1 protein-coding gene (only partly in view) is annotated in these 14770 nt (G+C 64.0%); it reads left to right on the forward strand.

Annotated features, from left to right (window positions below; all coding sequences use genetic code 11):
• Positions 1 to 14754, forward strand: partial view of a non-ribosomal peptide synthase/polyketide synthase gene (locus tag AC1RBR_RS09485; protein WP_492563990.1) — the 3' portion only. Its footprint begins 240 nt before the window's first position; only the last 14754 of its 14994 coding nucleotides appear in the window; its start codon lies off the left edge, out of view; its stop codon occupies positions 14752 to 14754.
• The last annotated feature ends 16 nt before the right edge of the window (positions 14755 to 14770 follow it).

Below are 14770 nucleotides of genomic sequence, written 5' to 3' on the forward strand. Positions count from 1 at the left end.
AAGGGGCGGCTGGATGTGGCGGCGCTGGAGCGCAGCTTCAACGCGGTGGCGGCGCGTCACGAAAGCCTGCGCACCACTTTCGCCGAGCAGGGTGAAAGCTTTTGCCAGGTGATTCACCCGCAGCTGCCGCTGAGCATCAGCCTGACGCCATTGCCGGAGGGCCTCGATGCCGCCGGGGAAGACGCCGCGATCAAGGCCTTTGTCGAGAGCGAAACCGCACGCCCGTTCAATTTGCAGCAGGGCCCGCTGCTGCGGGTGGCGCTGCTGAAAGTGGCGGAAGACGACCATGTGCTGGTGCTGATCCAGCACCACATCATCGCCGATGGCTGGTCGATCAAAGTCCTGGTCAACGAGCTGATCCAGCATTACGCCGCCGACACCGCCGGGCAGCCGCTGAGCCTGCCGGAACTGGAAATACAGTACGCCGACTACGCGATCTGGCAGCGGCACTGGCTGGAAGCGGGCGAGCGTGAGCGCCAGTTGGCCTACTGGGTCAAGACCCTGGGCGGCGAGCAGCCGGTGCTGGAGCTGCCGATCGATTTCCCGCGTCCGGCCGTGCAAAGCCTGCGCGGTGCGCGGCTGGAACTGAACCTGCCGGCTGACCTCGGTGACGCCCTCAAGCAGCTGGCGCAGCGCGAAGGTGCGAGCCTGTTCATGCTGCTGCTGGCGTCGTTCCAGGCGTTGTTGCATCGCTATAGCGGACAGGCGCAGATTCGCGTCGGGGTGCCGACCGCCAACCGTAACCGGGTCGAGACCGAAGGCCTGATCGGCTTCTTCGTCAACACGCAGGTGCTGAGTGCCGAGGTCAGCGGGCAGTTGCCGTTCAACCAGTTGCTGGCTCAGGTCAAGCAGGCGGCGATGGCCGCGCAGGCGCATCAGGATCTGCCGTTCGAGCAACTGATCGAAGCTTTGCAACCGGAGCGCAGCCTGAGCCACAGTCCGGTGTTCCAGGTGATGTTCAACCACCAGACCAGCCGTGATCAGGGGCGCAACGCGGCGCAGTTGCCGCAGCTGAGTGTCGAGGATGTGCAGTGGGAAGGGCGCACCGCGCAGTTCGACCTGACGCTGAATACTTACGAGTCCAGCGACGGCTTTGCCGCCGAGCTGACCTACGCCACCGATCTGTTCAAAGCTGAAACCGTCGAGCGTCTGGCGCGTCACTGGCAGAACCTGCTGCGCGGTATCGTCGCCGCACCGAGCCAGCGCGTCGGCGAATTGCCGTTGCTGGAAAGCGCCGAGCACGGCGTGCTGTTGCAGGACTGGTTGCGCAGCGCCGACCGCACTGCGCAAGCCGAATGCGTGCAGCATGATTTCTCCCGGCGTGCGCAGCAAACACCGCAGGCCACTGCCCTGATCATCGGCGAAGACGTGCTGAGCTACGGCGAGCTGGATGCCCGCTCCAGTCAACTGGCGCACAAGCTGATCGAGGCCGGTGTCGGCCCGGATCAACTGGTTGGCATCGCCGTCGAGCGCAGCGCGGAAATGATCGTCGGCCTGCTGGCGATCCTCAAGGCCGGCGGTGCTTATGTGCCGCTGGACCCGGCGTATCCACAGGATCGCCTGGCCTACATGATCGAGGACAGCGGCCTGCAATTGCTGCTGACCCAAAGCCATTTGCAGACGCTGCCGATCCCGCCGGGCGTACAAAGCCTGTTGCTCGATCAGCCTCACGACTGGCTGGCGGCTTATCCACAGACCGCGCCGGACGTTGCAGTCAATGGCGAGCATCTGGCCTACACGATCTACACCTCCGGTTCCACCGGCAAACCCAAAGGCGTGATGGTGCGCCACGCGGCGCTGAGCAATTTTGTCGCGAGCATGATCAAGCAGCCGGGTATCGTGGCCACGGATCGCATGCTGTCGCTGACCACCTTTTCGTTCGATATTTTCGGCCTCGAAATCTACGGCCCATTGCTGGCTGGCGCCTGTGTGGTGCTGACCGGCAAGGACGTGCATCAAGACCCGCAAGCGGTGCTCGAACTGATCGAGCGTCACGCCGTGACGGCGCTGCAAGCCACGCCCTCGACCTGGCGCATGCTGCTGGACAATGAACAGGCGCCAATCCTGGCGGGCCGCACGTTCCTCTGTGGCGGTGAAGCGCTGCCGCTGGAACTGGCGCAACGCATGCTCGCACTGACGCCGAGCGTGTGGAACCTCTACGGCCCGACCGAAACCACTATCTGGTCGGCGCAGCACGCCTTGAGTGCGGACAACAGCCGTCCATTCCTCGGCACGCCGATCGACAACACCGCGTTGTACATCCTCGGCAGCGACCTTGAGCTCAATCCGCTCGGCGCCCCGGGTGAGCTGCTGATCGGCGGCGACGGCCTCGCTCGTGGTTATTTTCAGCGCCCGAGCCTGACCGCCGAACGTTTTGTCCCCGATCCTTTTTCGAAAACCGGCGCGCGCCTGTACCGCACCGGCGACCTGACCCGCTACCGCGCCGAAGGCGTGATCGAGTACATCGGGCGGATCGACCATCAGGTGAAAATCCGTGGTTTCCGGATTGAACTCGGTGAGATCGAAGCGCGTTTGCTCGCCCTCGATAGCGTGCGCGAAACCGTGGTAGTCGCTCAGGATGGCCCGACCGGCCCGCAACTGGTCGGCTATGTGGTGCCTACCGCCGACGATATTGATGAAGGCGAACTGCGCGCCGCATTGAAAGCCAGCCTCAAGGCCGAGCTGCCGGAATACATGGTGCCGGCGCACCTGTTGTTCCTCGCGCAACTGCCGCTGACGCCGAACGGCAAAGTCGACCGCAAAGCCTTGCCGACACCTGACGCCAGCCAGTTGCAATCAACTTACATCGCCCCGCAAACCGCCACTCAACACAGCGTCGCCGAGATCTGGCAAGCGGTGCTCAAGCTTGATCGCGTGGGCCTGAGCGATAACTTCTTCGAACTGGGCGGCCACTCGTTGCTGGTCACGCAAGTGGTCTCGCGGGTGCGTCAGGCGCTGAACGTGCAGGTGCCGCTGCGCACGTTGTTCGAACACAGCACGCTGGAAGACTTCGTCGCCGCGCTGGGTGTCGATCAGGCGCATCGGGAGCCGCCGATTGTTGCCTTGCCACGCCAGCAACCGCTGGCGCTGTCCTATGCCCAGGAGCGTCAATGGTTCCTCTGGCAACTGGAACCGACCAGCACCGCTTATCACGTGCCGGCGGCGCTGCGTCTGCGCGGTGAACTGGATCTGCCGGCGTTGCAGCGCAGCTTCGACGCGCTGATCGAGCGCCATGAATCCCTGCGCACCTGCTTCGTCGAACAGCAGGGCCAGACCCTGCAAGTGATCCAGGCTCACGGCACGCTCGATCTGCAGGTGCAGGACGTGGCAGCGGAGCTCGACGAGGCGGCGCTGCAAGCGCTGGTCGCCGCCGAAACCCTGCACCTGTTCAATCTGCAGCAAGGCCCGTTGCTGCGGGTCAAACTGCTGCGTCTGGCCGCCGATGACCACGCACTGGTCATCACCCTGCATCACATCGTCTCCGATGGCTGGTCGATGAATGTCATGGTCGATGAGCTGGTGGCGTTGTATGCCGCCTACAGCCAGGGCCAGAACGTGCAATTGCCGGCGCTGCCGGTGCAATACGCCGACTACGCCGTGTGGCAGAAACAGTGGATGGACGCCGGTGAACGCGAGCGTCAATTGAGCTACTGGACCGCACAACTCGGCGATGGTGATCAACCGCTGCTGGAGTTGCCGACCGACCGTCCGCGTCCAGCCGAGCAGAGCTATCGTGGCGCCCGTCGTGATATCCCGCTGAGCCGCGAACTGTCCACCGCGCTCAAGCACCTGGCGCAACGCGAAAACGTCACGCTGTTTGCGCTGTTGCTGGCGTCGTTCCAGACCCTGCTGCATCGCTACAGCGGTCAGGCCGATATCCGCGTCGGGGTGCCGGTGGCCAACCGCAACCGGGTCGAGACCGAAGGCCTGATCGGTTTCTTCGTCAACACCCAGGTACTCAAGGCCGAGTTCGACAGTCAGCAGACGTTCCGCAGCCTGCTGCAGCAAGTGAAAAATACGGTGCTGGGTGCGCAGGCGCATCAGGATCTGCCGTTCGAGCAACTGGTCGACGCGCTGCAACCGGAGCGCAGCCTCAGCCACAGCCCATTGTTCCAAGTGATGCACAACCACCAGAGCCAGGTGCGTCAGGCGCAGGGTGCCACGCGTCTGCCAAAACTGGCGATTGAAGGCTTGCCTTGGGCGTCCAGTACCGCGCAGTTCGACCTGACCCTGAACACCTTTGAATCGAGCGACAACGTCTGGGCCGAGCTGACCTATGCCACCGACCTGTTCGACCTCGAGACCATCGAACGCCTGGCGCAACACTGGACCCATCTGCTGCAAGGCATCGTTGCCGACAGCGTTCAACGCATCGCCGAACTGCCGCTGCATGACGCCGCCGAACGCGCGGCGACCTTGCAGCAGTGGAACCCGGCCATCCGCGATTTCCCGAGCGAGCAGTGCTTGCATCAATTGATCGAACAACAAGCCGCCCGCGCCCCGCAAGCGATTGCCGTGAGCTGTGCCGGGCAGTCCCTGAGCTACGGCGAACTCAACAGCCGCGCCAACCAGTTGGCCCACAAGCTGATTGCCAGCGGTGTCGGCCCGGACGTGCGCGTCGGTCTGGCGGTGGAGCGCAGCCTCGACATGCTGGTCGGCCTACTGGCGATTCTCAAGGCCGGCGGCGCCTATGTGCCGCTGGACCCGACGTACCCGGAAGAACGCCTGAGCTACATGATCGGCGACAGCGGCATCGCCTTGCTGCTGACCCAGAGTCATCTGATTGGGCGTTTGCCGGTGCCGGATTCGTTGCGCAGCCTGATGCTTGATCAGGAACGTGACGGTCTGGAAGGCTACAGCGACAGCAATCCGCACGTACGCATGAGTCCGGACAACCTGGCTTACGTGATCTACACCTCCGGCTCCACCGGTCAGCCGAAGGGCACGTTGCTGGCCCATCGCAACGTGCTGCGCCTTTTTGAGGCCACTGATGCGTGGTTCGATTTCGGCGCCACGGATGTCTGGAGCCTGTTCCATTCCTACGCGTTCGATTTCTCGGTGTGGGAGATTTTCGGGGCGCTGCTGTACGGCGGCAAACTGCTGGTGGTGCCTTACGAGGTCAGCCGTTCGCCGGAAGATTTCTTCGCCTTGCTCTGCCGTGAAGGCGTCACCGTTCTGAACCAGACGCCGTCGGCGTTCAAGCAATTGATGCAAGTGGCCTGTGCCCCCGAACACGCGACGCAAGCACTGGCGCTGCGTTACGTGGTGTTCGGCGGCGAGGCGCTGGAGGTCAAGAGCCTGCGTCCGTGGTTCGAGCGTTTCGGCGATCAGGCACCGCAGCTGATCAACATGTACGGCATCACCGAAACCACCGTGCACGTGACCTACCGGCCGATTTCGCTGGCCGACTTGCAGCGTGACGCCAGCAGCCCAATCGGCGAACCGATTCCCGATCTGTCCTGGTACTTGCTCGACGGAGATCTGAACCCGGTCGCCAAAGGCTGCATCGGTGAGCTGTACGTCGGTCGCGCCGGCCTGGCTCGCGGTTACCTGAACCGCGCGGATCTGACCAGCCTGCGCTTCATTCCCGACCCGTTCGCCGCCGATGGCGGGCGTCTTTACCGTACCGGTGACCTGGCGCGCTATCGCGCCGACGGCGTGATCGAATACATCGGCCGGATCGACCATCAGGTGAAGATTCGCGGTTTCCGTATCGAACTCGGCGAGATCGAAGCGCAACTGCTGGAACAGGCTGCCGTGCGCCAGGCCGTGGTGCTGGCGCAGCCGGGCCTCAGCGGTCAGCAACTGGTGGCGTATCTGGTGCCAGGCGACGCCGCGCTGCTCGACGCAAGCCCGGCCGAACAGGCGCTGTGGCGCGACAGCGTGCGCGCCGAACTCAAGGCCCATCTGCCGGATCACATGGTCCCGGCGCACCTGTTGCTGCTGGCGCAATTGCCGTTGACCGCCAACGGCAAACTCAATCGCAACGCCTTGCCGTCACCGGACGCCAGCCAGGCGCAGCAGACCTATCAGGCGCCGCAAAGCGCGATGGAGCAGGGGCTGGCGGCGATCTGGCAGGACGTGCTGAAGCTGCCGCAAGTCGGCATCCACGACAACTTCTTTGAATTGGGCGGTGACTCGATCATCTCGATTCAGGTGGTCAGCCGCGCCCGTCAGGCCGGCATTCGCCTCAATCCCAAAGACCTGTTCCAGCACCAGACCGTACAGCGTCTGGCGCTGGTCGCGCAGTGGGGTGGCGACGAATCGACGATTGATCAGCAAGCCGCGAGTGGTGCAGCGTTGCTGCTGCCGATCCAGCAGCAGTTCTTCGCCGACGAGATTCCGCAGCGTCATCACTGGAACCAGTCGGTGCTGCTGCAACCGCGGCAGGCGCTGGATGCTGAAAAGGTCGAGCAAGTGTTGCGCGCACTGGTCGCTCATCACGATGCCTTGCGCCTGAGCTTCACTCAGCGCGATGGCGTGTGGCAGGCCGAGCATCGCGCGGTCGAAGCGCTGCCGCAGAACCTGCTCTGGCAGGAACAGGTCGCGGATGCCGCCGCCCTTGAAGCCTTGGGTAATCGCGCCCAGCGCAGCCTCGATCTGCAACACGGGCCGTTGCTGCGTGCGGTGCTGGCAAATCTGGCCGATGGCACTCAGCGTTTGCAGTTGGTGATTCATCACCTGGCGGTGGACGGCGTGTCGTGGCGGATTCTGCTGGAGGATCTGCAAAACGCTTATCAGCAATTGCTTAATGATCAGCCGTTGAGCCTGCCGTCCCGGACCAGTGCCTTCAAGGACTGGGGCGAGCACTTGCAGCGCTACGCCAACAGCCCGGCGTTGCAGGCAGAGCTGGCTTGGTGGCAGGCCTGCCTGAGCGATGTGAGTACCGATCTGCCGTGCAAACGCACGGACGCCAGCCAGGACAATCGTCTGGCCCAGACCGTGCAGACCCGGCTCGGCACCGAGCTGACGCGGCAACTGCTGCAAGAGGCCCCGGCGGCGTACCGCACCCAGGTCAATGACCTGTTGCTGACGGCACTGGCGCGAGTCATCGGCCGTTGGAGCGGGCAGGCGTCGACGCTGATCCAGCTCGAAGGCCATGGCCGCGAAGAACTGTTCGACGGTGTCGATCTGACCCGCACGGTGGGCTGGTTCACCAGCCTGTTCCCGGTGCGCCTGACGCCGGCAGACACGCTTGGCGAGTCGATCAAGCAGATCAAGGAACAACTGCGCTCGATCCCCAACAAGGGCATCGGTTTCGGCGCCTTGCGTTACCTCGGTGATGCCCGCGCGCAGCAGAGCTTGCAGGCCTTGCCGAGCCCGCGCATCACCTTCAACTACCTTGGGCAGTTCGACGGCAGTTTCGCTGGCGACGAGGCTGCGCTGTTCGTGCCGTCGCCGGACAACGCCGGCCTCGATCAGAGCCCGGAGGCGCCGCTGGGCAACTGGTTGACCCTCAACGGTCAAGTGTATGGCGGCGAGCTGCGGGTGGGCTGGACGTTCAGCCGCGAGCGTTTCGACAGCGCGGTGATCGAAGCCCTGGCCGAAGATTACGCCACAGAACTCGCAGCGTTGATCGGCCATTGCCTGACCCCGGGCATCGAAGGCCTGACCCCGTCGGACTTCCCGTTGGCCGGCCTGACGCAGGCGCAGCTCGATCAGTTTCCGCTGGCGCCACGGCAGGTCGCCGATGTGTATCCGCTGTCGGCGATGCAGCAGGGCATGTTGTTCCACAGCCTCTACGAGCAGGCCACCGGCGATTACATCAACCAGGTCCGGCTCGATGTCGAAGGCCTCGATCCGCAACGCTTCCAGCAAGCCTGGCAAGCGGCGGTGGACAACCACGACATCCTGCGCAGCAGCTTTGTCTGGCAGGGTGAGCTGGCGCGTCCGGTGCAGGTGGTGCACAAGCAACTGGACATGCCGTTCCGCGTGCTCGACTGGCGTGATAGTGACGATTGCCAGAGTGATCTGAATGCATTGGCCGCAGCCGAACAGGCGCAAGGTTTCGACTTGAGCCAGGGGCCGCTGTTGCGCATGGTCGTGGTGCGGCTGGACGAGCAGCGCTGCCACTTGATCTACACCAACCACCACATCCTGATGGACGGCTGGAGCAACTCGCAGTTGCTCGGCGAAGTCCTGCAGCGTTACAGCGGGGTTGCCCAGCCGCCACTGGCCGGACGTTATCGCGATTACATCGAATGGCTGCAGCGTCAGGACGTGCAGGCCAGCGAACGTTACTGGACCGCACAACTGGCTGACCTGCAAGCGCCGACCTTGCTGGCGCAAGCGTTGCAGGCGCAGCGCGGCGATGCGCCACGCGATGGCCACGGCGAACATTTCTGCGTGCTCGACGCTGAGCAGACGCGGCGTCTGGGCGAGTTTGCGCGCCAGCAGAAAGTCACCCTCAACACGCTGATTCAGGCGGCATGGCTGCTGCTGTTGCAGCGCCTGACCGGCCAGCCGTGTGTGGCGTTCGGTGCCACGGTGGCGGGGCGTCCGGCTGAGCTCAGAGGGGTCGAGCAGCAGATCGGTCTGTTCATCAACACCTTGCCGGTCATCGCCAGTCCGCAGTCGCCATCGAGCGTTGGCGAATGGTTGCAGAGCGTGCAGGCGCAGAACCTGGCCTTGCGTGAGCATGAGCACACCCCGCTGTTCGATATTCAGCGCTGGGCGGCTCGCAATGGTGAGGCGCTGTTCGACAACATTCTGGTGTTCGAGAACTACCCGGTGTCCGAGGCGCTGGCGCAGGGCGCACCACAAGAACTGCGCTTCGGCGAAATCCACAATCATGAGCAGACCAACTACCCGCTGACGCTGCTGGTGCACTTGAGCGACGAGTTGTCGATGCACTTCAGCTACCAGTGCGAAAGCTTTGCCGCGCACAGCGTGGTGCAATTGGCTGGGTATCTGCAGCGCTTGCTCGGGCAAATGAGCGAGTCGGGGGAGCGTTCGCTCAGCGAGCTGAACCTGATCGAGCACAGCCCGCTGGTGAACAGCGATTTCGTCACCGATCTGTGCATCCATCAAGCCATCGCCCGCCAAGTGGCAGCTAACCCGGATGCCTTGGCGGTGACCTTCGCCCATACGCAACTGACCTACGCCGAACTGGAGGCCCAGGCCAACCGTCTGGCGCACAAACTGCTTGAGTTGGGCGTCGGCCCGGAAGTGCGCGTGGGCGTGGCGATGCCGCGTTCCGAGCAGTTGCTGATTGCCTTGCTCGCGGTGCTCAAGGCCGGTGGCGCCTATGTGCCGCTGGACCCGGACTATCCGGCGGATCGCGTTGCCTACATGCTCGAAGACAGCCGCGCGCGGGTGTTGCTCACCGAACATGCGGTCGCGGCGACCCTGAGCGTGCCGGGCGATACGCAAGTGCTGCTGTTGGATCAGGTTTCGTTGAGCGATTATTCGGCTGTTGCGCCACAGACTGCGGTGCAACCGGACAACCTCGCCTACGTGATCTACACCTCCGGCTCCACCGGCAAACCGAAAGGCGTAGCAATTGCCCATCGCAACGTCATGGCGCTGATCGACTGGTCGGCCAAGGTCTACAGCCGCGACGACATTCAAGGCGTACTGGCCTCGACGTCGGTGTGCTTTGACCTGTCGGTGTGGGAGCTGTTTGTCACGTTGGCCAACGGTGGCTCGCTGATCATCGCCCGTAATGCCTTGGAGCTGGCGCAACTGCCGGCCCGCGACCAGGTGCGCCTGATCAACACTGTTCCGTCGGCGATTGCCGCGCTGCAGCGTGCGGGGCAGATTCCGCCGAGCGTGCGCATCATCAACCTGGCGGGTGAACCGCTGAAACAAGCGCTGGTGGAGGCGCTGTATCAGCAGTCGACGGTCGAGCACGTTTACGACCTGTATGGCCCGTCGGAAGACACCACTTATTCGACCTGGACCCGCCGCAGTGCTGGCGGTCAGGCACGGATTGGTCGTGCGCTCGAGCACAGTGCCAGTCATCTGCTGGATGCCGATCTGCACGCTGTTCCGCAAGGCGTTTCGGCCGAGCTGTACCTGTCCGGCGCCGGCATCACTCGCGGTTATCTGGGACGTGCGGCGATGACCGCCGAGCGCTTCGTGCCGAATCCTTTCGTCGGCAGCGGCGAGCGTATGTACCGCACCGGCGACCTGATTCGTGAGCGCGAAGAAGGTGATCTGGAGTACATGGGCCGGATTGACCATCAGGTGAAGATTCGCGGCTTGCGTATCGAGCTGGGCGAAATCGAAGCACGCCTGCTGGCGCATGCCGCCGTGCGTGAAGCGGTGGTCGTGGCCAGCGAAGTCTCGGGCAGTCAGCAACTGATTGCTTATCTGGTGCCGAGCGATCCGGCGATCATCGACGCCAGCGCCGAGCAACAGGCCGAACTGCAGCAAGCCCTCGGCAATTGGCTGGGTGCGACCCTGCCGGATTACATGGTGCCGAGCCATCGCCTGTGGCTGGCGCAACTGCCGCTGACCCCCAACGGCAAGATCGACCGCAAGCGCCTGCCAGCACTGGAACTGAGTGCCGCGCAGTTGCATGTCGAACCGGTGAACGCCACCGAGCAGGCGTTGGTGGAGATCTGGAAAGAGGTGCTGGGCCTTGAGCAGGTCAGCACCCACGACAGTTTCTTTGCCTTGGGCGGCGACTCGATCATCTCGATTCAGGTGGTCAGTCGCGCCCGTCAGCAAGGGCTGGAGCTGAGCCCGAAAGACCTGTTCCAGCAACCGACCATTCAGCAACTGGCCCTGTGCGTGCAGGCTGCCGAAGGGCGTTTGGCGCCGGAGCCGGCGCTGATCGATCTGCCGCTGCACGGCTTGAGCGAGGCGCAAGTCGCGCAACTGCCACTGCCGGCGGGGCATCTGGACGGGCTCTATCGCTTGTCGCCGATGCAGCAGGGCATGCTGTTCCTCGGCCTGAATTCGCCGGAATCGGACCTGTACGTCAACCAGTTGAGCGTTCCGGTGCAGGGCCTTGAGCCGCTGCGTCTGCAAGCCGCGTGGGAAGCCGTCAGCCGTCGCCACGACATTCTGCGCACCGGTTTCCTCTGGCAGGACATGGCCGAGCCGCTGCAATTTGTGCTCGCCGATCCGCAGTTGCCGTTCAGTCTCCTCGACTGGCGTGAGCAGGATCATTGCGCCGAGGCCTTGCAAGGCCTGGCGGATGCCGAGCGGGCCAAGGGCTTCGACCTTGACCAGCCACCGCTGCAGCGGCTGACGCTGGTGCAAGTCGGCGAGCACAGCTATCAACTGATCTGGACTTACCATCACATTTTGATCGACGGCTGGAGCAGTTCGCAGTTGATCGGTGAAGTGCTGAGCCAGTATTCCGGACGACCACTGGCCGACGCGGTGCCGTACCGCGGTTACATCAACTGGCTGCAACAGCAGGACGCGAATGCCAGCGAAGGTTTCTGGCGTCAGCACCTGAGCCTGCTCGACGAGCCGACCTATCTGGCGGACGCGGTGACGCGCACCGGCAGCGGTCGCGGTCACCAGGCGCTGTACAGCCGTTTGGGCGCAACCCGCACCGAGCAGTTGAAAGCCTTTGCCCAGTCGCAGCAGATCACCCTCAACACCTTGGTGCAGGGCGCGTGGCTGGTGCTGCTGAGCCGGTACAGTGGGCAGCGTTGCGTGGCGTTCGGCGCCACGGTGGCGGGGCGTCCGGCGAGTCTGCCGGCCTCGGAATCGATACTGGGCCTGTTCATCAACACCTTGCCGGTGATCAAGGACGTGCCGGCCGAGCAGGCCGTGGGCGCCTGGTTGCGCGAGTTGCAGGACTTCAACCTGGAACTGCGCGAGCGCGAGTACACCCCGTTGACCGACGTCCAGCGTTGGGGCGGGCGTGCCGGGCAGTCGCTGTTCGACAGCATCATCGTGTTCGAAAACCACCCGATCGATCAGGCGCTGCGTGAGTGGCGCGATGATTCGCTGAAGTTTGGCGAGATCAATAACTCAGGCCTGACCAACTTCCCGATGGACCTGATGGTCACCCTCGAAGACGGGTTGGTGATCGAGTACATGTTCCTGCGCGAACACTTCGATCTGGCGACCGTGGAGGGCATCCGCAGCAACATGGAAGGCTTGCTCACCGCACTGGTTCAGGACGCCGGGCAGGCGCTGGGACGCATCGGTCTGCCGACCGGGCAAGTCGCGCCCGCGCCAGACGTTGTCGCGCACCCGCAGACTAAGCTGGTGCACCAGCGTATTGCCGGGTGGGCCGAGCAACATGCCGAACAAACCGCAGTGATCTTCAATGAGCAGGCCTTCAGTTATGGCCAGATCGAAGCGCGGGCCAATCGTCTGGCGCATGCGCTGATCGCCGAAGGTGTAGGCCCGGAAGTGCGGGTCGGTGTGGCCCTGCCACGCAGCGAAAACATGATCGTCGCGCTGTTGGCGGTGCTCAAGGCCGGGGGTGCCTACGTGCCGCTGGACGCGACTTATCCGCGCGAGCGCTTGAGTTATCTGATGCACGATTCGGGCATCGCCTTGCTGCTCAGCGATTCGAGTCTGCGTCAGGTGCTGCCGACCCAGGCCAACCTGCATGTGCTGGAGCTCGATCAACTGGACCTGCGCACTCAGCCAGATTCGGCGCCGCAGGTCGCGGTGCAGCCGGGCAACCTGGCTTACGTGATCTACACCTCCGGCTCCACCGGTCAGCCGAAAGGTGTCGGCGTGGCGCACGGGCCGCTGGCGATGCACTGCCAGGCGATCGGTCAGCGTTACGAAATGAGCGCGGCCGATTGCGAGTTGCACTTCATGTCATTCGCCTTCGACGGCGCGCATGAGCGCTGGCTGACCACCCTGACGCACGGCGCGCGTTTGCTGATTCGTGACGACAGCCTGTGGACTGCGGAACAGACCTACGACGCCCTGCATCAGCACGGCGTGACCGTGGCCGCGTTCCCGCCGGTGTACCTGCAGCAACTGGCCGAACACGCTGAGCAGCACGGCAATCCGCCGCCGGTACGGATCTACTGCTTCGGCGGGGACGCGGTGCCGGTGGCGAGTTTCGAACTGGCCAAACGCGCACTGCAACCGCAGTACATCATCAACGGCTATGGCCCGACTGAAACCGTGGTCACGCCGCTGATCTGGAAGGCCGCGGTCGACGATCAATGCGGCGCGGCCTATGCGCCAATCGGCAGCGTGGTCGGCGAGCGCAGCGGTTATGTGCTCGACAGCGACCTCAACCCGCTGCCGGCCGGCATCGCTGGTGAGCTGTACTTGGGTGGCGCGTTGGCGCGCGGTTATCTGGGGCGTGCCGGTGGCACCGCCGAACGTTTCGTCGCCAACCCGTTCAGTGCCGATGGCAGTCGCCTGTACCGCACCGGCGACCTGGTGCGCCAGCGTGCCGACGGCACCGTCGACTACCTCGGGCGGATCGACCATCAGGTGAAGATCCGTGGTTTCCGCATCGAGCTGGGTGAAATCGAAGCGCGCCTCAAGCAGCAGCCGGGCGTGCGTGACGCTGCCGTAGTGGCCCGCGAGGGTGTCAGCGGCAAGCAACTGCTCGGCTATGTGCTGGCCGCTGCCGAGACGCCGGCCGACGGCTTGGGCGAGCGTCTGCGCGAGCAACTCAAGGCCAGCCTGCCGGATTACATGGTGCCGGCACACCTGATGGTGCTTGAGCGCATGCCGCTGACGCCGAACGGCAAACTCGACCGCAAAGCCCTGCCGAATCCGGACGCCGAACAGCGCCTGGCCTACGTCGAGCCGCGCACCGAGCTGGAAAAAGCCCTGGCGAAGATCTGGCAGGAGGTGCTGAAAATCGAACGTGTCGGGCTCACCGACAACTTCTTCGAACTGGGTGGCGACTCGATCCTCAGCCTGCAAGTGGTGGCTCGCAGTCGTGTGCTCAAGGCTCAGGGCCTGAGCCTGAAACTGCGCGACCTGATGCAGAAACCGAGCATCGGTGAGCTGGTTGCCAGTGTTCAGGGCACGGCGGAAAAAGCCTCCGGGTTGCTGGCGATGAACGCCGAGGTCAAGGGCGTGACGCCGCTGTTCTGCCTCCACGCCGGCTTTGGCACGGTGTTCGACTACGAGCCCCTGGCGCGGCGCCTGAGCGGTCAACGCCAGGTGTTGGCGATTCAGTCGCGGATGCTGCTGGATCCGACGTTCAACGACACCTCGCTGCAGGAGATGGCCAGTGATTACCTGGCGCAGATTCGTCAGAAACAGCCGCAGGGGCCTTACCACCTGTTGGGCTGGTCGCTGGGCGGTACGCTGGCGATGTTGATCGCCGCGCAACTGGAGCAGGCCGGGCAACAGGTCAAGTTTGTCGGGCTGGTCGACAGCTTCGTGCCGTCGGCGGCGGTCGACGCCGGGGCTGTCGATGACTGGCAAGCCGACCTGCGCGACTTCCTGCAGGTGACGCTGCCGGACGCCGCACCGGGCCTGTCCATCGACGGTGAAGAAACGCCGCACAACCTGCGTGCGCTGTTCAAGCGTGCCATCAGCGCCGAGCGCGGAGCGTCGACCTATGTGGCGCTGGGCGCCGAAGAACTGGCGCATGTGTTCAGCGTGGCGCGCCGGCTCAAGCAGCTGTCGCTCAAGCTTGAGCGCTGTGCGCCGCTGACCGTCAACCCGGTGTGCTGGTGGACCTTGGGACGCGAAGCCGAGGCACTGGAGCTGGCGGCGCAACTCGGCCAGCCGGGCATGGGCGGCGAGTGGCTGGATTGCGGGCACTTCCAGATCCCGCGCGATAAAACTTTCCTGTCCGAGGCTGAAGAAATGCTCGGCCAGATCGTTGAATCAGTAGTCATGTCCTGAAACCTGCTGTGAAACC

It is taken from the genome of Pseudomonas sp. GW823-FHT01D03, assembly GCF_058798255.1.